This window comes from Kitasatospora sp. Root107, assembly GCF_001424875.1.
Lineage (GTDB): Bacteria > Actinomycetota > Actinomycetes > Streptomycetales > Streptomycetaceae > Kitasatospora.
The window spans coordinates 206,315-230,819 of record NZ_LMCT01000008.1 but is presented as its reverse complement, the minus strand read 5'-3'; the positions used below and the strand labels follow the sequence as shown (position 1 = coordinate 230,819).

The following is a 24,505-nucleotide window of genomic DNA, read 5'->3' as shown; positions in this document are numbered from 1 at the left end:
AACTGCCGTCCGGCTCCGCCGTTCTCAGGATCGTTCAGCCCCGGCCGAGGCCCGCTTCGACGTCCCTGACGACCCGCCACATCGGGGTGGAGCGCTTGGTGATGACGATGACCACCTCGTCCTCCTCCGCCGCCTCGGCCGCCGGGGACTGCTCGGGCGTCCAGGCCCGGGCCACGTAGTCGAGCGCGTGGTCCACCCCCGCCGTCGCGTCGCCCTCTCCCCCCGCCCGCAGCCAGGCCCGCAAGGCGTGGTTGTGCGCGGTGACCACGGCCGAGGCGATCACGTCCGCCCGCAGCGTGCCGTCCCGGCGGGCCGAGAACCGGGCCCGCAGGTACTCGGCGAGAGTGCGCTCGTAGCGCCAGACCACCGAGAGTTCGTACGTGCGCAGGCCGGGCACCTTCTTGGTCAACTGGTAGCGCTGGACCGAGAAGACCGGGTTCTCGGCGTACATCCGCAGCACCAGCCGGGCGGCGTCGCAGACCCGGGCCACCGCGTCGTCACCGTCCTCGCTCGCCTCCAGCAGGGCGGTCATGTCCGCCAGGCACTGCTCGTGGTCGGGGAAGACCACGTCCTCCTTCGAGGGGAAGTACCGGAAGAACGACCGCCGCCCGACCCCGGCCAGCGCCACGATGTCGTCAATCGTGGTCTGCTCGTAGCCGCGCTCCAGGAACAGCTGGAAGGCCGCCGCGACCAGCGCGTCCCGCATGGCGGGCTTCGCGGGCGTGGCGGAGGTCTCGGAGCTGGTGTCCCGTGCGGCGGTCATGGCGCGAACTTAGCATTTTCGGCTTCGGATGGCACTTGATGCTCATGATCGACAGCACTGAGTGCCAAGGGTGGTCGTGGCTCAGGAGAGCCAGCTCGTGTTCGTGCCCAGCAGCTGCCCCCCGGTGCCGTAGACCTTGAAGGACGCGGCGGTGGTGCCCGGGCGTTCGGCCACACCGATCAGGCGCGTCGACGAGCCGCCCAGGGCGACCAGCGGCGGCTCGTAGCTGCTGCCGTCCGCCCAGGTCACCACGACCTTGCCGACGTCCGCGCCGACGGTGAGCACGGCCACTCGGACCGGTGCCGCGCTCTGACCCTTGCCCAGGGCGCCGGCCAGCACGCCGCTCAGTCCGCCGTCGGGACCGGTCGGGCTCGCGGGCGTGCCGCCCGGGGCGGCGAGGGTGAGTCCGCCGTTGTACGGCAGCCGGATGCCGTCCACGGTGAAGTAGAGGTTCACCACGTCCGAGGCGGGCTGCCAGTACTGCTGGACGTAGGCCGCGGTCGGCTCGGGCAGGTCTGAGCCCGCCGCGTGCTGCTCCTGCCAGATCAGCTTGGCCTGCTCGAGGGACTGCTCCTTCGTCGCGAGCGGCCAGAGCGCGGCCCAGGTCTTCCACTCCTTGCCGTCCACGACGCCCTGCGCGACCACGACCCGGGCCGGCGAGAGCGGGTCCCTGACCACGGGCGAAGCGCTCACGGACGGGGCAGCGGTGCCGCCCGCCGCCGCAGTCACCTGCACGGTGCCGTCGGCCGGGCGAAGGCCCGGTCCGATCAGCACCCCGCCGCCGACCACCGCGACCGTCACCAGGGCCACGGCCCCGGTCAACGCCGCCCGCCGCCGCAGCAGCCGCCTGCGGCCCCCGGCCGTCAGGGCGGCGAGGGGGGCCGGTCCGATCTCCACCGTGTCCACCAGACCGGCCAGGCCGATCCCCACCTGCGCTGCCAACTCCTCATGCCCAGACTGCTGTTCGCTGGTCATGCCGCACCTCCGATGCTTGTCGTTCGGGTGAGTGACGAGGCGGTGCGCAGCCGGGCGATGCCTTTCGACGCCTGGCTCTTCACGGTCCCCACCGAACACCCCATCGCCACGGCCACCTGACTCTCGCTCAGGTCCTCCCAGTACCGCAGGACGACGGCCTCCCGTTGCCGGGGCGGAAGGGTGGCGAGGGCCGCCAACAGCTCGGCCCGCTGGTCGAGTTGGGCATACCCGTCCTGCCCGGCCCGATCGGGGACGGCGGTGACCAAGTGCTCCGGCACCTTCCGGCGGAACCGCCGGGCGTGTTCGTTGACCAGGATGCGGCGTACGTACGCGTCCCGGTCGTCGGCCCGGCGCACCTTGCCCCAGGCCGCGTAGGTCCGTTCCAGGGTCGACTGGACCAGGTCCTCGCCCGCGTGCTGTTCCCCGGCGAGCAGGAACGCGGTGCGCAGCAGCCGTGGCCAGGCAATGACGGTGAACGCCTGGAACTCGCTGTCCCGGTCGGTCTTCGGTTCTCCCATGAGCACCTCCTCACCCTGCCAGAGCCCAGCAGACCCCCGGACCGTTGCCTCGGTGGCGGGACGAGTTCACGGCAGCAGCCTCAACCGCAGACTCCGGGCTCCCCGTCGGGCTCCGGTACGGGCCCGGCGGCCGGGAGGGTGAGCAGCATGGTGGTGCCGCCGCCGGGGGTGTCCTCGACTTCGAGCGAGCCGTCCATGGCTTCGGCGAGACCCCGGGAGAGCGCGAGGCCCAGGCCGACGCCGTTGGTGTTGTCGGTGTCGCCGAGGCGTTGGAACGGCAGGAACACCTGCTCCCGGTCCTCCGGCGGGATGCCCGGGCCGCGGTCGATGACGCGGATCTCCACCCGCCCGAGGTGGGTGCTGGCCATCACCAGGACGGGGGCGCCGGGGGCGTTGTGGCGCAGGGCGTTGGTGATGACGTTGGCCAGCACCCGCTCCAGCAGCGGCGGGTCGGCGAGTACGGGCGGCGCCTCGGCGAGGCCGAGCGGCTGGATCGGGGCGTCCGGGTCGGCGAGCGAGTCCAGGGCGCGCGGGAGCACTTCGTCCAGGTGAGTGGGCGTCAGGTGCAGGGTCAGGGCCCCCGCCTGGAGGCGGCTCATGTCGAGCAGGTTGTCGACCAGGCGGTTGAGCTTGAGCAGGGATTCGTCGGCGGTGGCGAGGAGTTCGGCCCGGTCCTCCTCGGAGAACTCCACGTCGAGGCTGCGCAGTGAGCCGACCGAGGCGAGCGCGGCGGCCAGCGGGGTGCGCAGGTCATGGCTGACGGCGGCCAGCAGGGCGGTCCGCATCCGGTCGGCGGCCTTGATCGGTTCCACCTCGGCGGCCACGGTGGCGAGCCGGTCGCGCTCCAGAGCAGCCGCGACGTGGGCGGCGAACGCGGTCAGCACCCGCTGGTCCGCCGCGGGCAGCCGACGCCCGGCCAGGATCAGCAACGCGCCTTCGCCGACCGGTACTTCGGTCACCTCGCGGTCGGCGGCGGGCTCTCCGGCACCGTCACTCCTGGCCAGCGCCTCGCCGCTGGTGCGGTCCAGCAGGGCGACCGAGTCCATGCCGAAGGCGGTCCGGGACTTCTCCAGCAGGGCGGGCAGGGCATCGGCACCGCGCAGCACGCTGCCGGCCAGGGTGGAGAGGGTCTCGGCCTCTGCGGTGGCGCGGGCGGCCCGGGTGGTGAGGCGTCCGGCGTGGTCCACCACGGTGGAGACGGTGAGCGCGACGACGGCGAAGACAACCAGGGCGATGACGTTGTTCGGCTCGGTGATGGTGAAGGTGTGGACGGGTGGGATGAAGTAGTAGTTGAGGAGCAGTGAGGCGGTCACCGAGGCGAGCAGCGCCGAGGTCGCACCACCGAGCAATGCGATGGCGACCACGCCGAGTTGGAAGATGAGTGCGTCGGTGGTCAGGTTGAGGGTGGTGTGCGAGAGCAGCAGGGTGAGCAGTACGGGCAGTACCAGTCCGGCGGCGTACCCGGCGACTGTGCGGCGGAGCGAGTGCCGACGGCCCAGCGAGGGCAGCCGGCCCCGGCCGCTGAACTCGTGGGTGACCATGTGGACGTCGATGTCCTCGGAAGCGTCCACGGTGGTCTCGCCGATGCCGGGACCGGTCAGGAAGCGGGTGATCCGGCCACGCCGGCTGGTGCCGAGAACGAGTTGGGTGGCGTCGCGGGCGCGGGCGAAGGTCAGGAGCGAGTCGGGGATGTCGTCGCCGACCACCACGTGGTAGCTGCCGCCCAGGGTCTCCACCAGCTGCCGCTGCTCGGCCAGGTTTCCCGGCGAGGCACCGGCCAGGCCGTCGCTGCGGGTGATGTGCACGGCGAGCAGTTCGCCACCGGCCGTACGGTCCGCGATCCTGGCCGCGCGGCGGATCAGCGTCTCGCCCTCGGGACCGCCGGTCAGGGCCACCACGACGCGCTCGCGGGTCTCCCAGACCCGGTCGATGTTGTGGGTGGCCCGGTAGTCGCGCAGGCCCTCGTCGACCCGGCCCGCCACCCAGAGCAGGGCGAGTTCGCGAAGGGCTGTCAGGTTCCCGACCCGGAAGTAGTTGGAGAGCGCGGCGTCCACCTTCTCCGCCTTGTAGACGTTGCCGTGGGCCATCCGGCGGCGCAGCGCCTGCGGGGCCATGTCGACCAGTTCGAGCTGGTCGGCCCGGCGGACCACCTCGTCCGGGACGGTCTCCCGCTGCGGGATGCCGGTGATCTTCTGCACCACGTCGTTGAGCGACTCCAGGTGCTGGACGTTCACCGTGGTGATCACGTCGATCCCGGCCGCAAGCAGTTCCTCGACGTCCTGCCAGCGCTTGGCGTGCCGCCCGCCGGGGACGTTGGTGTGCGCCAGCTCGTCCACCAGCGCCACGGACGGCCGGCGGGCCAGCACCGCGTCCAGGTCCATCTCGGCGAACTCGGTGCCCCGGTAGGTGCGGACCAGCCGGGGGACGACGTCGAGGCCCTGCAGCATGTTCTCGGTGTGGCGGCGGCCGTGGCACTCGATGTAGCCGACCACCACGTCCGCGCCCCGTTCCTGGCGTCTGCGGGCCTCGTCCAGCATCCGGTAGGTCTTGCCGACCCCGGGGGCGGAACCGAGGTAGACCCTCAGCCGGCCGCGGCGGTGCGCGGTGCCGGGAGTGAGGTCGTCGCGGGCCATGGGCGCTGCATCTTTCGGTGGGAGGGCGGATACGGCGGACCGACCCTGCCCCGGGTGGTGCCCCGGGGCAGGGTCGGTCCGTTCAGTCGGCTGCTGACGTCACTTCAGCTCGCTGAGTGCCTTGTTCAGCTCGACCACATTGACGTGCTCGTTGCCGAGGAAGCCGAGGGTGCGGCCGGTGGTGTGCTGCTCGACCAGCTTGGCGACCTGGTCGGCGGGGAGCTTCCGCTCCTTGGCGACCCGGTTGACCTGCTGCTCGGCGTAGGCGACCGAGATGTCCGGGTCGAGGCCGGAGCCGGAGGCGGTGACCGCGTCGGCGGGCACGCTCGCCGGGGCGACACCGTTGAACTCGGCGATCGCGGCCCGGCGCTCGGTGACCGTCTTGGTCAGATCCTCGCTGTTGGGGCCGAGGTTGGAGGCGCCGGAGGCGTTCGGGTCATAACCGCCGGCCGAGAAGCGCGGCTGGAACCACTTCGGGTCCGGCAGCGCCGTCTCCTCCGCATCGTCAGGGTTCTTCTTCGGGAGGTTGAAGTTCTGGCCGATCAGGCTCGAACCCACCTCCTTGCCATCGGAGGTGACGACGGATCCGTTCGCCTTGCCGGCGAACGCGACCTGGCTCAGGCCGGTCACCAGCAGCGGGTAGGCGAGACCGAGGATCACGGTCATCACCAGCAGCATCCGCAGCGCGGTCAGGTGGTTGCGCACGGCGTTGGGCAGTGGCTTGGACATTGTTCCGACGCTCCTTTCAGCTCAGGCCGGGGATGAACTGGACCACGAGGTCGATCAGCTTGATGCCGACGAACGGCACCACCAGACCGCCCAGGCCGTACACCCCGATGTTCCGGCGCAGCAGCGAACTTGCGTCGGACGGACGGTACTTGACGCCGCGCAGGGCGAGCGGGATGAGACCGATGATGACCAGCGCGTTGAAGACGATCGCCGAGGTGATCGCCGACTCGGGGCTGTGCAGTTGCATGATGTTCAGCTTGTCCAGGCCCGGGTACACGGTGGCAAACATCGCCGGGATGATCGCGAAGTACTTGGCGACGTCGTTGGCGATCGAGAAGGTGGTCAACGCCCCACGGGTGATCAGCAGTTGCTTGCCGATCTCGACGATCTCGATCAGCTTGGTGGGGTTGGAGTCCAGGTCCACCATGTTGCCGGCCTCCTTGGCCGCCATGGTGCCGGTGTTCATCGCCACGCCGACGTCGGCCTGCGCGAGCGCGGGGGCGTCGTTGGTGCCGTCGCCGGTCATCGCGACCAGCTTGCCGCCCGCCTGCTCCTTCTTGATCAGGGCCATCTTGTCCTCGGGGGTGGCCTCGGCGAGGAAGTCGTCCACGCCCGCCTCCTCCGCGATCGCCCTGGCGGTCAGCGGGTTGTCCCCCGTGATCATGACGGTGCGGATGCCCATCCGGCGCAGCTCGTCGAAGCGCTCCTTCATCCCCTCCTTGACCACGTCCTTGAGGTAGATGACGCCCAGGGCGCGGGCCGGCGCGGAGCCGATCTTGGCGGCGACCAGCAGCGGGGTGCCACCGGCGCCGGAGATCTGCTGGACCAGGTCGGTGACGTCGGTGCCCACCGTGCCGCCGTTAGCGGCCACCCACTCGGCGACCGAGCCGGCGGCGCCCTTGCGGACCTGGTGGACGCCGTCGGCCTCGTCGAGGTCAACACCCGACATCCTGGTCTGCGCGGTGAACGGCACCCAGGTGGCGTGGGTCAACTCGCCCTGGGCGCGGGCCCGCAGGCCGTAGCCGGTCTTGGCGAGCACCACGATCGAGCGACCCTCGGGAGTCTCGTCCGCGAGCGAGGAGAGCTGGGCGGCGTCGGCCAGCTCCTCGACCGTGACACCGTTGGCGGGCTGGAACTCGGCCGCCTGGCGGTTGCCCAGGGTGATGGTGCCGGTCTTGTCCAGCAGCAGGGTGTTGACGTCGCCGGCGGCCTCGACCGCGCGGCCCGACATCGCCAGGACGTTGCGCTGCACGAGGCGGTCCATGCCCGCGATGCCGATCGCGGAGAGCAGTGCGCCGATGGTGGTCGGAATGAGGGCGACCACCAGGGCCACCAGCACGATCATCGACTGCGGGGCGCCCGCGTAGGTGGCCATCGGCTGCAGGGTGCAGACCGCGATCAGGAAGACGATGGTGAGCGAGGCGAGCAGGATGTTCAGCGCGATCTCGTTCGGCGTCTTCTGCCTCGCTGCGCCCTCGACCAGGGCGATCATCCGGTCGATGAAGGTCTTGCCGGGCTCCGAGGAGATCTTGACCACGATCCGGTCGGAGAGCACCTTGGTGCCGCCGGTGACCGCGCTGCGGTCGCCGCCCGACTCCCGGATGACCGGCGCGGACTCGCCGGTGATCGCGGACTCGTCGACCGAGGCGACACCTTCGACCACGTCGCCGTCACCGGGGATGGTCTGGCCGGCCTCGATGACCACGTGGTCGCCGAGCCGCAGTGCGGTGCCGGAGACCTCCTCCTCGGCCTGCGAGGTGGGCCAGTTGACCAGGCGTCGGGCCACCGCGTCGGTCTTGGTCCGGCGCAGGGTCTCGGCCTGCGCCTTGCCGCGGCCCTCGGCGACGGCCTCGGCCAGGTTGGCGAAGATCGTGGTGAGCCAGAGCCAGAGGGTGATCGACCAGGCGAACACGGACGGGTCGGCGATCGCGGCGACGGTGGTGACCACCGAGCCGACCTCGACCACGAACATGACCGGGTTCTTGATCATGACGCGCGGGTCGAGCTTCTTCACCGCATCGGGGAGCGAGGCGACGATCAGCTTGGGGTCGAGCAGACCGGCGGAGACTCTGTGCGGCGCTGCGGCCTCGGCCTGGTCGACCGGCGCAGGGGTAAGGGTGGACGACATCAGTGCAGACCTTCCGCGATCGGCCCGAGTGCGAGGGCCGGGAAGTAGGTGAGGCCGACGACGATCAGGATCACTCCCGACAGCAGGCCCACGAACAGCGGCTTGTGGGTGGGCAGGGTGCCCGGGGTGGCGGGGACGGGCTGCTGCCGGGCGAGTGCGCCGGCCAGCGCCAGTACGAAGACCATCGGCAGGAACCGTCCGAACACCATGGCCAGGCCGAGCGCGGTGTCGTACCAGTCGGTGTTGACGGTGATGCCGCCGAACGCGGAGCCGTTGTTGTTGGCCGCCGAGGTGAACGCGTACAGCACCTCGGAGAAGCCGTGCGCACCGGAGTTGAGCATCCCGGCCCGCTCACCCGGCAGCCCCATCGCGATACCGGTGCCCACCAGGACGATGGTCGGGGTGGTCAGGATGTAGAGCGAGGCGAACTTCATCTCCCGCCCGCCGAGCTTCTTGCCCAGGTACTCGGGGGTGCGGCCGACCATCAGACCGGCCACGAAGACCGCGACGATCGCCAGGATCAGCATCCCGTACAGGCCCGAACCGGTACCGCCGGGCGCGATCTCACCGAGCATCATGTTGAAGATCGTCAGACCGCCGCCGAACGGCGAGTACGAGTCGTGGAACGAGTTCACCGCACCCGTCGAGGTGAGCGTGGTGGAGGCGGCGAACAGCGAGCTGGCGGCGATGCCGAAGCGCTGCTCCTTGCCCTCCATCGCGGCGCCGGCCGCCTGCGCGGCGGTGCCGGCGTGCTGCGCCTCGAAGAAGGTGATCAGCGCGGCCGAGGCCACCCAGAACAGACCCATCACGGCGACGATCGCGTAGCCCTGGCGGTGGTCGCCGACCATCTTGCCGAAGGCGCGCGGCAGGGCGAACGGGATCAGCAGCAGCAGGAAGATCTCCAGCAGGTTGGTGAAGCCGTTCGGGTTCTCGAAGGGGTGCGCCGAGTTGGCGTTGTAGAAGCCGCCACCGTTGGTGCCCAGCTCCTTGATGACCTCCTGCGAGGCCACCGGACCGCCCGGGATCGACTGCGGGTCGCCCGCCAGAGTGGTCAGCTCGTGGAAGCCGTGGAAGTTCTGGATCGTGCCACTGGCCACCAGGACCAGGGCGAAGACGATCGACAGCGGCAGCAGCAGGCGCAGCACGATCCGGGTCAGGTCCACCCAGAAGTTGCCGACCCGGTCGGTCCTGTTCCGGGTGAAGCCGCGGATCAGGGTGGCGACCACGGCTATGCCGACGGCGGCCGAGACGAAGTTCTGGACGGCCAGGCCGGCCATCTGCACCAGGTGGCCCATGGCGGCTTCACCGCTGTAGGACTGCCAGTTGGTGTTGGTGGTGAAGGAGATCGCGGTGTTCCAGGCCTGGTGGGCCGGCATCTCGGGGACGCCGAGACCGAGCAGCAGGTGGTTCTGGAGGCGGATCAGCCCGTAGAGGAAGAGGACGGAGACGGCCGAGAAGGCCAGCACCGAACGGAGGTAGACCGGCCAGCGCTGGTCGGCGTCGGCGTCCACGCCGACCACCTTGTAGAGGCCGCGTTCGACTCTGAGGTGGCTGGCGGAGGTGAGGAGCTTGGCGATGTGGTCGCCAAGAGGGCGGTAGCACAGGGCCAGCGCGCCCACCAGGGCGACGGCCTGCAGCCAGCCCGCGAGAGTTGAGCTCATAGTCAGAACTTCTCCGGGTAGATCAACGCCACGATGAGATAGCCGACGAGCGCGACGGCGACGATGAGACCTGCGACGTTCTCGGCGCTCACAGCTTCTCCACCCCTCGCGCGATCAGGGCGATGACGGCGAACACGGCGACCGTGATCCCGACGAAGACGATGTCGGACATGGGCTCCACCAGAGTGGTTCAGAGGCCTGGCCGTGGATTCGCCTTCGGGGCTCCGCACGGCACCGGCGGTAGGCCGGCTCCGCCAGCAAATCAGCTGGTCAGAGCCGCAATACGGTTCCTGACGTGCTCCATACGGCCCGGGCGGGAACCTTGACGCGACCTTGATGCCGCCCACCGGGGCCGCCCCGCGCCGGAACGGGTGGGGCCCCGGACAGAGGTGCTGTCCGGGGCCCCGACGGTGCGTCAGACCTGCTCCGGGACCTTCTTCGCCGACCGGGCAGGCTCGCCACGCCGCACCGCGCCCGGCGCACGGCGGGCCGGACGGTCGGCCCGGGGGGCGGAGGAGAGCTGCCAGGGGACGCTGATCACCATCACGCCGGGGGTGAAGAGCAGTCGGCTCTTGAGCCACAGCGCGGACTGGTTGTGCAGCAGGTTCTCCCACCAGTGGCCGACCACGTACTCCGGGATGAACACCGCGACCACGTCGCGCGGACTGCTCCGGCGGACGGAGCGGACGTAGCCGACGACCGGCTTGGTGATCTCCCGGAACGGCGAGTCCAGCACCTTGAGCGGCACCTGGACGTCGAACTCGTCCCACTGCGCCCGCAGTTCGGCCGTGGAGTCCTTCTCCACCTCGACGGTCAGCGCCTCCAGGGTGTCCGGTTTGAAGGCCTGGGCGTAGCCGAGCGCGCGCAGGGTCGGCTTGTGCAGCTTGGAGACCAGCACGATGCCGTGCACGTTCGACGGCCTGGCGGACTCCTCGCGCGGGTCCTCCACCGACAACTCCTCGGCCACCCGGTCGTAGTGGCGCCGGATACCGCGCATCATCACCCACAGCGCGACGGCCGCGAGCACAGCCAGCCAGGCGCCCTGGGTGAACTTGGTGGCCAGCACGATCACCAGCACCAGACCGGTCACCACCGCGCCCAGCGCGTTGATCACCCGGGCCCGCTGGGCGGTGCCCCGTACGGTGCCGTCCGTCTCGGTGGCCAGGAGGCGGTTCCAGTGCCGGACCATGCCGATCTGGGACAGCGTGAAGGAGGTGAAGACACCCAGGATGTAGAGGTGGATCAGGTTGGTGACGTCGGCGTCGTAGAGCCAGAGCAGGGCGCCTGCCACCACGGCCAGCGCGATGATGCCGTTGGAGAACGCCAGGCGGTCGCCCCGGGTGTGCATCTGCCGTGGCAGGTAACGGTGTTCGGCCAGGATCGAGGCCAGCAGCGGGAAACCGTTGAACGCGGTGTTCGCCGCCAGGATCAGCACCAGCGCGGTAGCGGCCTGGATCACGTAGAACAGGATGCTGTCGCTGCCGCCGAAGATCGCCGCCGCGAGCTGGGCGATCACGGTCTGCTGCGGCGTGGTGGCGCAGTCGGCGTAGCCGGTCAACTGGCAGGCGTCCTCGGTGATGTGGACGTCCGAGATCAGCGCGAGCGCGGTGATGCCGGCGAACATCACGATCGCGGTGATGCCCATCACGGCCATCGTGCTCGCGGCGTTCTTCGACTTCGGGGACCGGAAGGCGGGCACCCCGTTGGAGATCGCCTCGACGCCGGTCAGCGCCGTACAGCCGGAGGCGAACGCCCGCAGGCCGAGCATCAGCAGCGCGACCCCGGCCAGCGCGTCCTTGCCGTGCTCGGGCGTGACCCCGTACTGGGCGCTCTCGGCCACCGGGGCGTCCCCGAGTGCCAGCCGGATCAGGCCGGTGACGATCATCAGCAGGATGGCACCGATGAAGAGGTACGTCGGCGCGGCGAAGGCGTTGCCGGACTCCCGGACGCCGCGCAGGTTCATCGCCGTCAGCACGGCCACGAAGCCGACCGCCAGCACCACCCGGTGGTCGGCCAGGCTCGGCAGCGCGGAGATGATGTTCGCCACGCCCGAGGCGACCGACACCGCGACCGTCATCACGTAGTCGACCAGCAGCGAGGCGGCCACCACCAGGCCGGCGTTGGGCCCGAGGTTCTTGGAGGCCACCTCGTAGGAGCCGCCACCGCTCGGGTAGGCGTGCACCACCTGACGGTACGACAGCACCACGACCACCATCAGCGCCACGACCGCGAGCGCGATCCAAGGCGTCAGGTAGAGGAAGGCGGTCCCGCCGACGGTGAGCACCAGCAGGATCTCCTGGGTGGCGTAGGCCACCGAGGAGAGCGGGTCGGAAGCGAAGATCGGCAGCGCCAGCCGCTTGGGGAGCAGGGTCTCGCCCAGCTCCTCGCTGCGCATGGCCTTGCCGATCACGAGGCGCTTGAGCGCCTGGGGCAGATTGAACACACGGGCGAGCGTAAGGCGCGGGGAGATCTGTCGCTGGGGACCGAAAACCCCGCCGGACCCGCCGTTTGCGCAGGTCGGGCCGGGTCATCGGAACTGTCAAGGGCCCGTTAGGACAAGCGTTAAGGGATCGTCAAGATATCCGGAACGAATGCCGCATGGCACGCATATCAGGTAATTACATGCGCAGCTTGAGGCGGCAGGCGAACCGCATCCGTGTGGCGGCACAACGTGCGGACCGCCGGGATCGCGAGTAGCGCCAGGCAGCCGGCCAGGCAGGCGCCCGCCGAGATCAGCAGCAGCCGTTCCGGGGAGGCCAGCGCGATGGCGGGCCCCGCCAGCAGCTGGCCGAGTGCGATGCCGGACACCGAGCCGGCCAGCTCGTACGCGGAGACTCGGTTGAGTGTCGCGGCCGGGGTGTGGGTCTGCACGCTGGTGGCCCACATCACCGACCAGAACGCCAACCCGCCGCCGCCGACGAGGTGGCTCGCCAGCAGCACCGGCAGGTCGGCGCCCAGCGCCAGGCCGAGCGGCAGCACGGTGTACAGCATCATCGCCGCCGCGCCGGCCGCCAGCGGCCGGGCCGGACGCAGCCGCATCGCCAGCAGGCCGCCGAGCACCGTTCCCAGGCCGAGGAAGGAGACGGCCAGGCCATAGGCGTTCGAGCCGAGCCGAGCGCCGACCAGCGACGAGCCCAGCGGCACCAGCGGGCCGAAGAGCAGCACGCCGAAGCCCACCCAGATCAGGATCACCGCCCACATCCAGGTGCGGGCGCGGAACTCCCGCCAGCCCTGACGCAGCTCGCGACGGAGTGAACTGCGGCTTGGCTGAACGGAGTCGACGCCGGTGGGGGCGACCCGGACGAGCGCCAGGCACAGGGCACTGAGCGCGAAGGTGCCGGCGTCGATCGCGTACACGGCCCCGGCGCCGGTGAGCGCGATCAGCAGCCCCGCCAGGGCCGGGCCGAGCAGCTGGGCGATCGCGTCGGCCACCTTGAGCGTGGCGTTGGCGCGCTGTGGCTCACGGGCGACCGACGGGACCATCCCGTTCGCCCCCGGCAGGAACATCGCGACGGCCGCACCCGCCAACGCGGCCGTGGTCACCAACAGCCAGAACGGCGGCGGCCCGGCGAAGAACGCGACGGCCAGCACCCCCTGGGTGAGCACCCGGGCGAGATCCGCGCCGACCATCATCCGACGCGCGCCGAACCGGTCGGCGAAGACTCCGCCGAACAGGACCAGGAGGACGAACGTCCCGGTCCAGGTGCCGAGGACGACGCCGACCCCGGAGATCCCGTAGAGCGCTCCGACCGCGAGCGCGGCGGCGACCGGCATCATCGCGTCGCCGAGCAGCGAGACCGTCCGGGCCGTGAAGAAGAGCGTGAAGCGCCGGTCCCACAGCGGGGGCCGGGCGGTGGGCGGATCGGTCCGGATCTGAGCATGCGTCGTGGTCACAGCAGAGATCCTGGTCTGGACCACTTGGCCGTCCCAGTGTCCGGAACGACATGATGGGGTACTTTCGCGCCATGACGTCTCGTTCGCTGCCGAATTCCCCGCCGCCGCACCGGGTGGTGGCCCTGTTGCAGCCGCCGCAGTCGACCTTCCCGCTGGCCTGCGCGACCGAGGTGTTCGGCGACCACCGCCTGGCGACACCCGCCCGCTACGCGTTCGAGGTCTGCACCGAACACCCGGGCCCGGTGCGCACCCAGTCCGGTTACGACCTGCTGGTGACGGCCGGGCTGGACGCGCTGGAGCGCGCGGACACCGTGGTGGTCCCCGGCTGGCAGCAGGCGCCCGGCACCGAGGTGTCGGCAGCGGTCCTCGAAGCGGTCCGCCGGGCGCACCGGCGCGGCGCACGGATCGTCAGCATCTGCTCGGGTGCCTTCGTGCCCGCTGCCGCCGGACTGCTGGACGGGCGGCGATCCGCCACCCACTGGGCGCAGGCCGCCGAGCTGGCCGCCCGGTTCCCGCAGGTCCTGGTCGACCCCGCGGTGCTCTACGTGGACCACGGCGACGTCGCCACCAGCGCGGGGTCGGCAGCCGGCGTGGACCTCTGCCTGCACCTGGTGCGCACCGATCACGGCGCCGCGTACGCGATGCGGACGGCCCGTCAGATGCTGATGCCGCCGCACCGCGAGGGCTGCCAGCTGCAGTACGCCGAACTGCCCACCTCAGGACCGGTCGCCGACTCACTGGCCCCGCTGCTGGAGTGGCTGGCCGCCCGGCTGGACCAGCCGGTCAGCGTCGCCGAGATGGCGGCGCACTCCCAGGTCTCGGCCCGCACGCTGACCCGGCGCTTCACCGAGCAGCTGGGCATCAGCCCCGGTCGCTGGCTGCTGGACCGGCGGCTCGCCGCCACCCGGGCACTGCTGGAGGAGACCGACCTGCCGGTGGAGACCATCGCGCACCGCGTCGGGCTCTCCTCGGCCGTCAATCTGCGCCGGCGCTTCCACGAGGCCCTGCGCACCACACCCGCTGCCTACCGGCGCACCTTCCGCACGAGTGAGGCCGGATAGGGCCCTCGTTCGGCCCGGTCGTCCCCGGAGATATCGCGTTGTCCGCTCCCGGGCCGCTCCGTAGGGTGGCGGGCAGCGGCGTGTAGCTCAGTCAGCAAGAGCACCGGACTCTGGTTCCGGAGGGCGCGGGGGCAGGACCCGCCACGTCGGCCATGGACATCAACGCTGATCAGCAGCACCCGACCGTCACCGTCTCCGCCGGCTACGCCCACGGGCAGTTGGCCCGGGCCTTCACGACCGCGCTCTCCCACCCCGATGCCGCCACCCGCTCCCGGGCGGAAGGCCGCCTCGACCGGTGGCGGGCGACACTGGCCGGCATGAAGGACGGCAGCCTGCGGATCGGAAGCCGGACCCCGGTGGCCGGGCTGCCCGCGTGGGTCACCCCGGAGGTGCTGCAGGGCGGGTTCGCCAGCGGCCGAGCCTGCGCCGAAGGACCGCTCCAGCCGTACGAGGCCGAGGCCTGCCGGGCAGCCGACATCCCGGCGGACCGGGCCGAGCTGTTCGCGTACTCGCTCACCGAGGCCGGGCTGGCCCGGCTCTGGGAGCTGCTGGACAGCGGGCGTTACCGGGTGACGGTGCCGGAGGAGGCCGCGCTGCTCACGGTGGCCTGGCTGGTCCGGGCCGGTGAGCAGGACGCCGCCGTCGAACTGGTCGCCGTACTGGCGCCGTTCGCGGCCCGGCTGCGGTTCACCCCGCCGACCGGCGACGGCCCGGCGCCCGGGACCGACGCCGTGCACCGGCAGACCGTCGGGGACACCATCGCCGCCCTCGAGCGGCGCGGCCCGAACCGCCAGGTGGAGACCCAGCGCGAGGCGATGACGGTCTGGCTGCCGTTCTCCGACGAGCTACTGGCGCACTGGCTGGAGACCACCGGGCCGACCGGCCGGGTGGGCAGCCACGACCCGGGTCCGCACTGGCACCGGCAGGGAGCCGAACTCCTGGGACGGTACCGCCTGTTGGCCGCCGAGCACCTGCTCTGCGGCAAGCACCGCAATCCCCGGAAGAACCTCGGCGCGCTCCGCTCCGCACTGGAACTGACCGTCGCCGGGGAGGAGTTGCCCGCGCGGACAGCCGGACTGCTGCGGTGCGCGGTCGAGTCGATGGTGCAGCGGCGCGGTCTGCCCGGCTCCGAGCGGCACACGGCGCTGCGCCGGGCCCAGGCCGAGCAGGCCGCCCAGCCGTCCCACCACGCGCTGGCCCAGGTGCTGCTGGCCCGGCTCGCCGAGCTGCCCCGCTCCGACGGACTGGCCGATCCGGCGGCCCTGCTCGCCGAGACAGGACCGACCGAGGGCCGGGGTGGCGGTATCCCGGTCGGCACCGCGTTCCCGTCCGCGCTGCACCGGCCGGTACTGGCCGCCACCAGCGCCCCGGTCGAGACGTTGATCGACCGTGGCCTGGTGCAGTCGGCCGAGGTACTGGCCGGGCTGGCACCGCAGTTGGCCGCCGCAGCCGAGGCGGACGCGCACCGGGACCACGCGCTCGGCGCCCTGGCGGCGGCCCACCACCGGGCGTTCGCCGGACGGCGCTCGCTGCTGCTGCTCGACCATGCGCACCAGGTACGGGCCGGGGAACTGCCCTGGGTACGGGCGATCGAGCCGCACCGGGGCACCGGCGGTGACGCGGGCGGGCGTGAACTCGCCCTGCTGCGGCGGCTGGGCGGGTTGGCGGTCAACGCCTTCCCCGGCACCATCCTGCCCAACCCCCTGGTGAGCGAGCTCGCGGCGCTGGCCCGGCGGACCGACCTCAGTGTGCCGTTCGTGGAGGAGCTGGCCGCCGACATCTTCATGGGCACCTTCACCCCGAAGTACCTGGCGGCCGCCAAGGTCGCCGCCGACCTGCTCGAAGGGACGCTCTACGAGCGGTACTTCGGCATCGACTACGCGGCCGTGCGCGCCATGCCCGCGGACGAGTCGGTGCGCGGCCGCCGCTCCGTCACCTCGTCCGGCTTCTCCGCCCTGTGCGGACAGCGGGCGGGCCGCCCCGCGTCCTCCTGGTCGGTGGCGGCCAACGGCACGGTCATCGAGCAGGCCCAGATCCTCACCACCCACAACCTGGCCACCCTGGTCGGGGCCGTCGGCATCACCCCCGCCGACGGGTGGGAGGTGCTGGCCAGGCGCGCCTTCGACACCACCTGCCGACTGGTGACCCGGGCCGGGCAACTCCCGCACCCGCTGGCCACCGTGAAGAACGCGGCCTTCGCCTGGCGGCAGCTGCTCTTCCACCTGTCGCTCTGCGCACCGCAAGCCCGCGAGGCGGCCATCGACTCGTTCATTGCGGACCACCCGACCCGACTCACCCCGGCGGTGACCGGGCTGGTCCTGGTCGCCGCCGGCGGGGAGTTCGAGGACGACGGCACAGCCGAGGGCGGCACCGCGCACCGCCTGCTCGGGTGGACGGTCGGGCCGCACCGGCTGTTGTCCTAAGAGTGACGCCCGGTCACTTCTTGGTGCTGAAGGCTTGGAGCTGGGCCGTGGCCTGGGCCTCGACGGTCAGTTGGGCACCGATCATGACCTGCGGGGAGCCGATGTCCTTGGCCGGGCAGAAGCGGGCGTCCTTGACCGGGACGGAGATGGTGATCGCGCCCTCGTTCCGGTACAGGGCCAGCTGGTTGCCGGTGGTGCAGCTGGCGTTGGGCGCGGTCGGCGGGGAGGAGAGCCAGCTGACGGCCTGGTAGAGCGACTCGCCCGGCTGGAGCACGGTCGCCTTTGCCGGGTCGGTGACGAACTGCACGTCGCCCAGCACGCCGGTGACCAGCTTGGTGAAGGTGCCCGCCCCGTCGGTGCGCACGTCGGCCGGGCCGTACAGCTTGCACGGCCTCTTGGAGACGTTCGTGAGCTTGATGACGCCGGACCATCGCGGGGCGGCAGTCTTGTCCAGGTTGGTCAGCACGCCGGTGACGTCGCTCTCCTTCTCCGAACCGCCGCAGGACTCGGCCGCTGGTGTGGCGGTCGAGCTGGGCGTCGAGGTGGTCGGGCCGCCGCCGGGGCTCGCGCTGCTGCCGGCCGAGGGCGCGGTGGCTGATCCCTTGGAGTCACCGGCCGCCACCGGGGTCTTGGCGGAACTGCAGGCGGTCAGCGCGAGAGCCACGCAGGCCAGGGCGGTGGTGGCGGCGAGGTGACGCTTCTTCAAAGAGGGCTCCCAGGACGGTGGACGGCCCGCTGCACAGGCGGGCCCACATGCTGCACGTTCCGGGTGGACGTTCGGTTGCACCCGGGTACGACTTTCTGTTGGTGCTCCGTCAGCCGCCGTCCGTGGCCAAGCGGGGGATGTCGGCGCGGTAGAGGCTGACGAGCAGCCCGAAGGCTTCGCCGTGGGCCGGGTCCTGGGCAGGGTGAGGGGCGCCGGTCTCGATCGACCGGGCGAGGTCGCGGGCCTGCTCGGAGGTGAGCCAGAGGTGGCTGAGGCGGGTGTGGGTGGTGTCGTCCTGCTCAGGCAGCATCTCGGCGAGGGCGGCCTCCACCAGGAAGCGGGCACCGCCGCCCTGGCCCTCGGGGAGTCGGAAGCCGCGGCTGACCAGGGCGAAGTACTGCTCGGTGCCGCCCCGCACCTGCCGGGTCTCGGCGATCCGGACCAGCCCGGCCTCCTGGAGGACCCGGACGTGGTGGCTGACGGTGCCCTTGGCGAGGCCCGTGGCCTCGGCCAACTGCCTCAGCGTGGCCGGGCGTTGGCGCAGCGCGTTGACCATCCTGTGGCGGGCGGGGTGGCCGAGCGCCTTGAAGTGCGCGGGGGAGTCCAGCACCAGCGGCTCGTCGTCCTCGGGGCGTTCCATGCGCAAAGTGTCCATGGAAGTCAACGCTTTGACAACCAGGCTCGCCTCGCCGCAGACTGCTCGCATCGAAAGCGTTGGCATCTCTCGACGCTTGCCTCTCCTCCGAAGGGAAGCACCGTGCCCATCTCCACCGCCCGGATCGCCACCGACCGAGCCGACCTCCTCCGCGCCGCCCTCCTCGTGGACGGGCTCGCGCCGGCAGGTGGCGCCTGCACGTTCACGGTCACGGCCGACGCCCTGGAGCTGACCGCCACCGCCCCCGACCTCGGCTCCCTGGAGGAGATCCGACGCACCGTCACCCGGCAGCTGGACGGGCCCTCGATCATCGAGTGGAGCAGCCCGTACGGCGGGGACAGCGTGGAGACCACCCACCCCGTGGCCGCCGAGTACGTGCTCGCCCACTGCACCCCCGCCGACCAGGTGCTGCGCGATCTCGAGGCCGAGACCCGGGCCCTCACCGGCGGGGCCTCCCGGATGCAGGTCTCGCACGACGAGGGCGCGTTCCTGACCATGCTGACCCGGCTGGTCGGCGCCCGCCGTGCCGTCGAGGTCGGGGTCTTCACCGGGTACTCCTCGCTCTGCATCGCCCGCGGCCTGGCCGACGGCGGCCGCCTGCTGGCCTGCGACGTCAACGAGGAGTGGGGCGCGATCGCCCGCCGCCACTGGGAGCGGGCCGGCGTCGCGGACCGGATCGACCTGGTGATCGCGCCCGCCCTGCAGACCCTGCGCGCGCTGCCGGCCGAGCCCGAGCTCGACCTTGCCTTCGTGGACGCCGACAAGGCCGGCTATCCCGCCTACTACGAGGAGCTGGTCCCCCGGCTCCGCCCGGGCGGCCTGATCGTGCTGGACAACGTCTTCCTCGGCGGCCGCGTCCTCGACCCGGCCTTCGACGGCGCGGACCACCGGGCGGTCCGCGAGCTCAACGCCTTCGTCGCGGCCGACCCCCGGGTGGAGGCGGTCATGCTGCCGCTGCGCGACGGGGTGACGGTCGCCCGCAGGCGCTGACACTCCTGGACGGTCTCGGCCCATGATGTGGTCCCTCTCGTCCGCCTCACGGCGGTGATCGGTAGTGTCTCGGTAGTCCGACGACGTGGGCCCGCGAAATCTGAGGCGAGCTGCCGGGATCGGACGTCGGCGAGCAGAAATCGGGGAGCGGTCGCAGCCATGAGTACGTCCGAGGCAGTACACGACCGCCGGTCCGAAGCAGCCCTGAGCGCGGTGGTCGGCGAGCGGAGCCACCTGACCAACCTCGCCTACCGGCTGCTCGGTTCACTCGCCGAGGCCGAGGACGCCGTGCAGGAGACCTACACCCGCTGGTACGCGATGTCACCGTCCCAGCAGGCGGCCATCGCCTCGCCCGGCGCCTGGCTGACCACGGTGGCCGGCCGGATCTGCCTGGACGTGCTCGGCTCCGCGCGGGCCCGGCGCGAACGCTACGTCGGCGCCTGGATTCCCGAGCCGCTGCCCGACCGTACGGAGTGGTTCGGCGGGCCGGCGGGCGGCGGTGCTTCGGCGGACGATCCCGCCGACCGGATCACCCTGGACGAGTCGGTGAACATGGCCTTCCTCGTCGTCCTGGAGTCGATGACGCCGGCCGAACGCGTGGCGTTCATCCTGCACGACGTCTTCCGGTACCCCTTCCCCGAGATCGCCGACATCGTCGGCCGGACCCCCGCGGCCTGCCGCCAGCTGGCGACCTCGGCCCGTCGGCGGGTCCGCGACGCCCGGACCCCAGTGGTTCCGATGACCGGACAGGCCGCTCTGGTACGGCAGTTCAAGACCGCGTGGGAGGCCAAGGACATCAGGGCCCTCGTCGACCTCCTCGACCCCGACGCCACGATGACCGCCGACGGCGGCGGCATGGTCGGTACCGTCCTCCGCCCGGTCGAGGGCAGCGCGCTCATCGCCCAGTACCTGATCCACATCGCCGACATCGCCCCCGGCCTGACGCTCCTGGAGCGAACGGTCAACGGCCGGCCCGGCCTGGTCGCCCAACTGGCCGGTGTCACCGTGACGGTGGCGGCGTTCAGCCTCACCGACGACCGCATCACCGGCATCTGGGCGGTCCGCAACCCGGAGAAGCTCCGCCCGTGGACCGAGAACGCGTACGAGAACGACCCGGACTGACCCGTACGCCACGGCTGTTCTCCGTTGCGGCCACCGGCAGTTGGGCCCGGCGCTAGCCTGAACGGGTGGCCACTCCTCTGCCGGAACCGTCCCAGCTCGGTCTGCTCGACCTCACGGTCGATCTCTCCGTCCCGCAGGTCTACTCGGGCACGGACTTCACCGTCTATCTGCACGTCAAGAACCCGTTCGCGGTGCCCGTGTGGATCGACTCGGTCGAGCTGAGCCTGCCCACCCAACTGTCGTGGCGGGCACCGGAGTCGGAGCAGCCTGCCGACGCCGCCGAACCGGATGCCGAGGCTTTGCGGACGGCGATCCGACAGCGGGACGCCGAACGAGCCTCGCTCGAACGGGAACTGACGCAGCTCGGCGCCGCGGACCACGCGGAGCAGCACCGAATCGTCGATGCACTCGGCAGGCTGGAGGAGGAGCACGAGCGGGACCTGGCCCTCCTGCACGGCGGCACCGGCCAGCTCCACCTCACCGCGAACGAGAACGCCGTGGTCAATCTCCACGGCCGGGCACGGCAGTTGCACATCACCGCCAACGACGACTCCGTCGTCAATGTGTACGACCCGTTGACGAGCGGCCGGGAGCGGGTACCGCTGGTCGGCTCGCTGCCGAAGGGCACCGCACTGGAGCCCGGGTGCACCGATGTGTGGACCATCCGCCTCGGCACCGGGCGCAGCCCGTTCTTCGTCCCGGCCAGCTACCACCTGCAGGTCACCGTCATCTACGGACTGATGCCGCATCAGGGGCTGGTCGGCGACGCACGGCCGGACCGGCCGAGCGACGGGCAGCATCGGCGGCGGGTCTTCTCCAACACCACCTCGCTCACGGTGCCGCTCAAGGCCGCCCTGTGGAACGTGATGGCCGGAGGCGCTCTCGGCGGCGCCGTGGGGAGCATCGGCCGGTCGGTCCAGGACGCCCGCACGTTGAACGCGCTGGTCGAACAGCAGCTCGGCACCGCCATCGGTTCGCTCGTCCTCGCCGTGATCCTCAGTGGCGCGGCGATCGTCTTCGCGGCGCGGAAGTCCGAGGCGCAGTCGTTCGTCACCGTCGAGGACTTCTGGGGCGGGCTGCTGATCGGCTTCCTGATCGGCTACTCGGGGACGGCTGCGTTCGCCGAGATCACCGGCGTACGGGCTTAGACCCTCCGTCTTAGTACTCCAGCCGTAGATCGTGATCACGGATGGGAACGTCAGGCCCGGGACACTCCGAGGAACCGCAGCACGGCCAGGACGCGGCGGTGGTCCGCGTCGACCACGGGCAGGTCAAGCTTGGCGAAGATGTTGTTGATGTGCTTCGCCACGGCGCTCTCGCTGACCACCAGCGCCTGCGCGATGCCGGCATTGGAGCGCCCCTCGGCCATCAGGCCGAGCACCTCCCGTTCGCGGGGGGTCAGCCGCGCGAGCGGGTCGCTGTCGCGCCGCAGCAGCAACTGGGCGACGACCTGCGGGTCCAGGGCCGTGCCCCCGTCCGCCACTCGCCGGACCGCCGCCACGAAGTCGGCGACATCGGCAACCCGCTGCTTGAGCAGGTAGCCCACACCGCTGGTGTTCGCAGACAGCAGGTCAGCCGCGTACCGCTCCTCCACGTACTGCGAAAGCAGCACCACCGGCGTCCCCGGCCAGCGCCGACGGATCTCCATCGCCGCCCGCACCCCCTCGTCGGTGAAGCCAGGCGGCATCCGGACGTCGATCAAGGCAAGTTCGGGCCGGTGCTCCGCCACTGCCGCCAACAGCCCCTCCGCGTCGGCGGCTTCCGCGGCGACCTGGAACCCGCCCGTCTCCAGCACCTTGATCAGGCCGACCCGCAACAACACCGAATCCTCGGCGATCACCGCGCGCACGGCAGCTCCGCGGTGATGGTGGTGGGCCCGCCAACGGGGCTGCTGACGTGGAAGGCCCCGTCGAGGGAGCCGACCCGCTTGGCCAGCCCGGTCAGCCCCGTGCCGGCGGCGGCGTCGGCACCGCCCAGCCCGTCGTCGGTAACGCGCACTCGCAGCACCTCGCCGACCTGACGGACTATCACCTCTGCACGCATCGCGTTGGCGTGCTTCGTTGCATTGGTCAGCGCCTCAGAGATCACGAAGTACGCGACTGACTCCACGTTGGGCGCCACCCGCTCCTCCAGATTGACCCGCAGCCGCACCGGCAGGGGCGTGCGGGCAGCCAGCCCGGACAACGCCGCGTCCAGACCTCGGTCTTCGAGCACAGCCGGGTGCAGCCCCCGCACCAGGTCATTGAGTTCGGCGATCGCCTCCTTCGCCTCCAGGTGCGCTCTCGCGATCACCTCGCGGGCATCACTCGGTAGGTCCGGGCGGGTGGCAATGGCCAGACCCAGGTTGACCGCGAGAGACACCAACCGCTGCTGGGTGCCGTCGTGCAGGTCGCGCTCGATCCGGCGGCGCTCCGCGTCGACGGCCTCGATCAAGTCGGTCCGGCTCACGGCCAGCTGATCGACCCGCTCCTGGAGTCGCTGCGCCCGGCTGGGCCCGAGCAGGCCCAACGCCAGCCGCGCCTCGGCCCGGGCTACTGCCCGCGCGGTCCACGGCAAGGCGCACAGGAGGAGGAGTCCAGCCGCTGTGTAAGCCGGCAGCTGGATCAGGTAGCCGAACCAGTCCTGGCGGATTCCGGTTGGCAGCGCCCATGACCAGGCGTAGGCGATGACGCCCGCCAGGCACGCCGCTGCCACCGCGAGCACCAGCAGCTCCAGCAGCGCGAGCAGCGGGCCCAGCAGGAGGTGGTAGCCGATCTTGCGCCAAGGCCGCGTCGCCGCGAGCCACCGGGCGGTCGAGGCCCACGTCCATTGTTCCGGCGCGGTGGGGGTGAGCCGGGGGACGTCCACACCGATGAGCACCCGGTAGCGAGCCCGCTGAACGGCCGTCAGCACCGGGGTGCCGAGCAGGACCAGGGCGGCCGACATGGAAACCGTAAGGAGCCAGTTCCCCGTCCTGGCGGTAGTCGCCGCCGCCCAGGCCCACACGGGCACCAGCGCCAGGTGCGGCAGCACACCAGCGGCAAGAAAGCCGGTGTCCCGCTGCGCCCGGAGGACCGTGCGTCTCACTCCGGCTGGAATCGTCATGGCACGACGCTAGGGCACCGCAGGAGGACGGTGCCATGAAACCTGTACCCGATCTCATGGTGAACCTAGTACCAGCTGTAGATCGGCGAGCAGCGCGGGCCACCGGTCGTAGCTCATTCGACGCAACCGGCGCACCGGCGAACTCGCCTTCTACCGTTGCTACTCGGCTGGACCCGTTCCTTTGAGCTCCCTGGTCAGGGTGGCCGGGCGCCGCTGGACGGTGGAGGAGACCTTCCAGTCCGCGAAGGGCCTGACCGGCCTGGACGAGCACCAGGCCCGCCGCTGGACCACCTGGCATCGCTGGTCATGCCGGCGCCGACGACACCAGGCCCGAGCACGGAGCGGCCACTAGCAACGTCAGGCCGTCCAACAGTCGTGATCAAGATCTACAGCTGGAGTGCCAGACGGCCCCTGGGCAGGGAAATCGATCAGCATTCGAACTGGTTCTGGCGGGGCGGGCCGGATCTCCTCGCAGTGTCGCCGGGATGCGGAAGGTGTACCCACCACCACCATCAAGTCGGATAGGAGCGCTACTGCCTCGGGCGTGCGCGAACGACATGCTGATGTTGTGCCCGAGGGGCGGGCACGGGAGGGAGTCAGGTGTCATGGCGAGCACTCAGCTGACCGGCGTTCATTCGGTCCGTCTGGTCCGCGGGGACGACGATTCGGGCTCCGGTGTCCCGCGGATCCTTCCGAAGGCCGCGGCCGCTTCGACGTTCCCCCTGCTGCTTCGCCGGGCGGCCACGGTCCTCACCGTGCTCGGGCTGGCGATGATTCCCTGGCTGGTCTTCCTGCACACCGGGCTGCCGACCACCGCTCAGGCCTCGCACTGGGCCTGGACGTGGACGGGTCTGGACAGCTTTCAGGCGCTCGGCCTGCTCTCCACCGGACTGCTCCTCAGGCGCGGCAACTGCCGGGCCTGCCTGACCTCCGCCGCGACCTCGGCCCTGCTGCTGGTCGACGCCTGGTTCGACACCATGACGGCTGCCCCGGGCTCGGACTTCAAGCTGGCGGTGCTGATGGCGGTCTTCGCCGAGTTGCCGCTGGCGGTGGCCTGCGCGGTTCTCGCGACCCGGACCTTCCCTCAGCCGGGCCGCTGAGCGGAAGAGCTCGTGACGTGATCGGCGCTTGCGGTACGGTCCGTTTCGGGAAGTCCCCGGCCT

The 24,505-nt window shown here is 71.2% G+C and carries 20 protein-coding genes, 1 tRNA gene and 1 pseudogene; 8 read left to right on the top strand and 14 right to left on the bottom strand.

The genetic code is table 11. The features are described 5' to 3' along the window. Nucleotides 1-34: 34 nt before the first annotated feature. The 10 genes from ASC99_RS09250 to ASC99_RS09205 all read right to left on the bottom strand — a co-directional run bounded on the left by ASC99_RS09250 (nt 35) and on the right by ASC99_RS09205 (nt 13,301). Complete coding sequence (locus ASC99_RS09250; protein WP_057230179.1) at nt 35-763, bottom strand: TetR family transcriptional regulator; 729 nt, start codon at nt 761-763, stop codon at nt 35-37. A gap of 81 nt (nt 764-844) precedes the next feature. Further along, nucleotides 845-1,738, bottom strand: a complete 894-nt coding sequence (locus tag ASC99_RS09245) for a hypothetical protein (protein WP_157531444.1) — start codon at nt 1,736-1,738, stop codon at nt 845-847. After that, nucleotides 1,735-2,256, bottom strand: coding sequence for a SigE family RNA polymerase sigma factor (locus ASC99_RS09240; RefSeq protein ID WP_057230177.1), 522 nt, complete (start codon nt 2,254-2,256; stop codon nt 1,735-1,737). The genes ASC99_RS09245 and ASC99_RS09240 overlap by 4 nt, the downstream gene beginning before the upstream one ends. Before the next feature lie 80 nt (nt 2,257-2,336). Further along, a complete protein-coding gene (locus tag ASC99_RS09235; RefSeq protein WP_057230176.1) occupies nt 2,337-4,889 on the bottom strand; it encodes an ATP-binding protein in 2,553 nt (850 codons plus the stop codon). A 99-nt stretch (nt 4,890-4,988) separates the two neighbouring features. Next, on the bottom strand, nt 4,989-5,618 hold the full coding sequence (gene kdpC, locus ASC99_RS09230) for a K(+)-transporting ATPase subunit C (protein ID WP_057230175.1): 630 nt from the start codon (nt 5,616-5,618) through the stop codon (nt 4,989-4,991). Between the two features lie 16 nt (nt 5,619-5,634). Continuing rightward, on the bottom strand, nt 5,635-7,746 hold the full coding sequence (kdpB, locus tag ASC99_RS09225) for a potassium-transporting ATPase subunit KdpB (RefSeq protein WP_057230174.1): 2,112 nt from the start codon (nt 7,744-7,746) through the stop codon (nt 5,635-5,637). Beyond that, on the bottom strand, nt 7,746-9,407 hold the full coding sequence (gene kdpA / locus ASC99_RS09220) for a potassium-transporting ATPase subunit KdpA (protein WP_057230173.1): 1,662 nt from the start codon (nt 9,405-9,407) through the stop codon (nt 7,746-7,748). The genes kdpB and kdpA overlap by 1 nt, the downstream gene beginning before the upstream one ends. Before the next feature lie 2 nt (nt 9,408-9,409). Next, nucleotides 9,410-9,499, bottom strand: a complete 90-nt coding sequence (gene kdpF, locus ASC99_RS39355; RefSeq protein WP_057230172.1) for a K(+)-transporting ATPase subunit F — start codon at nt 9,497-9,499, stop codon at nt 9,410-9,412. A 323-nt stretch (nt 9,500-9,822) separates the two neighbouring features. Next, complete coding sequence (locus ASC99_RS09210) at nt 9,823-11,802, bottom strand: APC family permease (RefSeq protein ID WP_157531450.1); 1,980 nt, start codon at nt 11,800-11,802, stop codon at nt 9,823-9,825. 215 nt (nt 11,803-12,017) lie between these two features. Beyond that, nucleotides 12,018-13,301, bottom strand: coding sequence for an MFS transporter (locus tag ASC99_RS09205; RefSeq protein ID WP_235502595.1), 1,284 nt, complete (start codon nt 13,299-13,301; stop codon nt 12,018-12,020). Between the two features lie 71 nt (nt 13,302-13,372). On the opposite strand from ASC99_RS09205, the gene ASC99_RS09200 reads away from it, so the two are divergent. The 3 genes from ASC99_RS09200 (at nt 13,373) to ASC99_RS09190 (ending at nt 16,785) form a co-directional block, all read left to right on the top strand. After that, entirely contained in the window at nt 13,373-14,362 is a 990-nt protein-coding gene (locus ASC99_RS09200) for a GlxA family transcriptional regulator (RefSeq protein WP_057230170.1), read from the top strand. 76 nt (nt 14,363-14,438) lie between these two features. Continuing rightward, nucleotides 14,439-14,515 (top strand) — tRNA-Gln (locus ASC99_RS09195). Further along, the gene (locus tag ASC99_RS09190) at nt 14,515-16,785 is read left to right on the top strand and encodes a hypothetical protein (RefSeq protein WP_057230169.1); all 2,271 of its coding nucleotides are present in this window, start codon (nt 14,515-14,517) and stop codon (nt 16,783-16,785) included. Before ASC99_RS09195 ends, ASC99_RS09190 begins: the two co-directional genes overlap by 1 nt. 13 nt (nt 16,786-16,798) lie before the next feature. Here ASC99_RS09190 and ASC99_RS09185 read toward each other — a convergent pair whose 3' ends face one another. Together ASC99_RS09185 and ASC99_RS09180 are read right to left on the bottom strand one after the other, a co-directional pair. Continuing rightward, nucleotides 16,799-17,491: a DUF4232 domain-containing protein gene (locus ASC99_RS09185; RefSeq protein ID WP_057230168.1), complete on the bottom strand. Its 693-nt coding sequence runs from the start codon at nt 17,489-17,491 to the stop codon at nt 16,799-16,801. Between the two features lie 109 nt (nt 17,492-17,600). Beyond that, the gene (locus ASC99_RS09180) at nt 17,601-18,131 is read right to left on the bottom strand and encodes a transcriptional regulator (protein ID WP_057230167.1); all 531 of its coding nucleotides are present in this window, start codon (nt 18,129-18,131) and stop codon (nt 17,601-17,603) included. 117 nt (nt 18,132-18,248) lie between these two features. Between ASC99_RS09180 and ASC99_RS09175 the strand changes: the two genes are divergently transcribed. From ASC99_RS09175 to ASC99_RS09165, 3 genes are all read left to right on the top strand, one after another. Next, the gene (locus ASC99_RS09175) at nt 18,249-19,136 is read left to right on the top strand and encodes a class I SAM-dependent methyltransferase (RefSeq protein WP_235502596.1); all 888 of its coding nucleotides are present in this window, start codon (nt 18,249-18,251) and stop codon (nt 19,134-19,136) included. Nucleotides 19,137-19,295: 159 nt separating this feature from the next. After that, nucleotides 19,296-20,258 carry an RNA polymerase sigma factor SigJ gene (sigJ, locus tag ASC99_RS09170; RefSeq protein WP_057230166.1) on the top strand — a complete coding sequence of 321 codons (963 nt, stop codon included), beginning with the start codon at nt 19,296-19,298 and terminating at the stop codon, nt 20,256-20,258. Nucleotides 20,259-20,323: 65 nt separating this feature from the next. After that, the gene (locus ASC99_RS09165) at nt 20,324-21,406 is read left to right on the top strand and encodes a hypothetical protein (RefSeq protein WP_057230165.1); all 1,083 of its coding nucleotides are present in this window, start codon (nt 20,324-20,326) and stop codon (nt 21,404-21,406) included. 50 nt (nt 21,407-21,456) lie between these two features. On the opposite strand, the gene ASC99_RS09160 is transcribed toward ASC99_RS09165, so the two are convergent. After that, a complete protein-coding gene (locus tag ASC99_RS09160; RefSeq protein WP_057230164.1) occupies nt 21,457-22,107 on the bottom strand; it encodes a response regulator transcription factor in 651 nt (216 codons plus the stop codon). Next, on the bottom strand, nt 22,095-23,342 hold the full coding sequence (locus ASC99_RS09155; protein WP_057230163.1) for a sensor histidine kinase: 1,248 nt from the start codon (nt 23,340-23,342) through the stop codon (nt 22,095-22,097). Before ASC99_RS09155 ends, ASC99_RS09160 begins: the two co-directional genes overlap by 13 nt. A gap of 112 nt (nt 23,343-23,454) precedes the next feature. Here ASC99_RS09155 and ASC99_RS40270 point away from each other — a divergent pair. Together ASC99_RS40270 and ASC99_RS09150 are read left to right on the top strand one after the other, a co-directional pair. Beyond that, nucleotides 23,455-23,646: pseudogene (locus ASC99_RS40270) on the top strand (IS701 family transposase); the annotation flags it as partial. Nucleotides 23,647-23,947: 301 nt separating this feature from the next. Continuing rightward, nucleotides 23,948-24,442 (top strand): hypothetical protein, encoded by a 495-nt coding sequence (locus ASC99_RS09150; RefSeq protein WP_235502597.1) that lies wholly within the window; start codon nt 23,948-23,950, stop codon nt 24,440-24,442. Nucleotides 24,443-24,505: the final 63 nt, after the last annotated feature.

Excerpts from the sequence above, each read along its gene's own strand:
- kdpB (WP_057230174.1), bottom strand. The coding sequence starts at position 7,746 with ATGTCGTCCACCCTTACCCCTGCGCCGGTCGACCAGGCCGAGGCCGCA.
- ASC99_RS09180 (WP_057230167.1), bottom strand. The coding sequence starts at position 18,131 with ATGGAACGCCCCGAGGACGACGAGCCGCTGGTGCTGGACTCCCCCGCG.
- ASC99_RS09235 (WP_057230176.1), bottom strand. The coding sequence starts at position 4,889 with ATGGCCCGCGACGACCTCACTCCCGGCACCGCGCACCGCCGCGGCCGG.
- ASC99_RS09150 (WP_235502597.1), top strand. The coding sequence starts at position 23,948 with ATGGCGAGCACTCAGCTGACCGGCGTTCATTCGGTCCGTCTGGTCCGC.
- ASC99_RS09245 (WP_157531444.1), bottom strand. The coding sequence starts at position 1,738 with ATGACCAGCGAACAGCAGTCTGGGCATGAGGAGTTGGCAGCGCAGGTG.
- kdpA (WP_057230173.1), bottom strand. The coding sequence starts at position 9,407 with ATGAGCTCAACTCTCGCGGGCTGGCTGCAGGCCGTCGCCCTGGTGGGC.
- ASC99_RS09210 (WP_157531450.1), bottom strand. The coding sequence starts at position 11,802 with ATGCGCAGCGAGGAGCTGGGCGAGACCCTGCTCCCCAAGCGGCTGGCG.
- ASC99_RS09200 (WP_057230170.1), top strand. The coding sequence starts at position 13,373 with ATGACGTCTCGTTCGCTGCCGAATTCCCCGCCGCCGCACCGGGTGGTG.
- ASC99_RS09155 (WP_057230163.1), bottom strand. The coding sequence starts at position 23,342 with ATGACGATTCCAGCCGGAGTGAGACGCACGGTCCTCCGGGCGCAGCGG.
- ASC99_RS09190 (WP_057230169.1), top strand. The coding sequence starts at position 14,515 with ATGGACATCAACGCTGATCAGCAGCACCCGACCGTCACCGTCTCCGCC.
- kdpC (WP_057230175.1), bottom strand. The coding sequence starts at position 5,618 with ATGTCCAAGCCACTGCCCAACGCCGTGCGCAACCACCTGACCGCGCTG.
- ASC99_RS09250 (WP_057230179.1), bottom strand. The coding sequence starts at position 763 with ATGACCGCCGCACGGGACACCAGCTCCGAGACCTCCGCCACGCCCGCG.
- sigJ (WP_057230166.1), top strand. The coding sequence starts at position 19,296 with ATGAGTACGTCCGAGGCAGTACACGACCGCCGGTCCGAAGCAGCCCTG.
- ASC99_RS09240 (WP_057230177.1), bottom strand. The coding sequence starts at position 2,256 with ATGGGAGAACCGAAGACCGACCGGGACAGCGAGTTCCAGGCGTTCACC.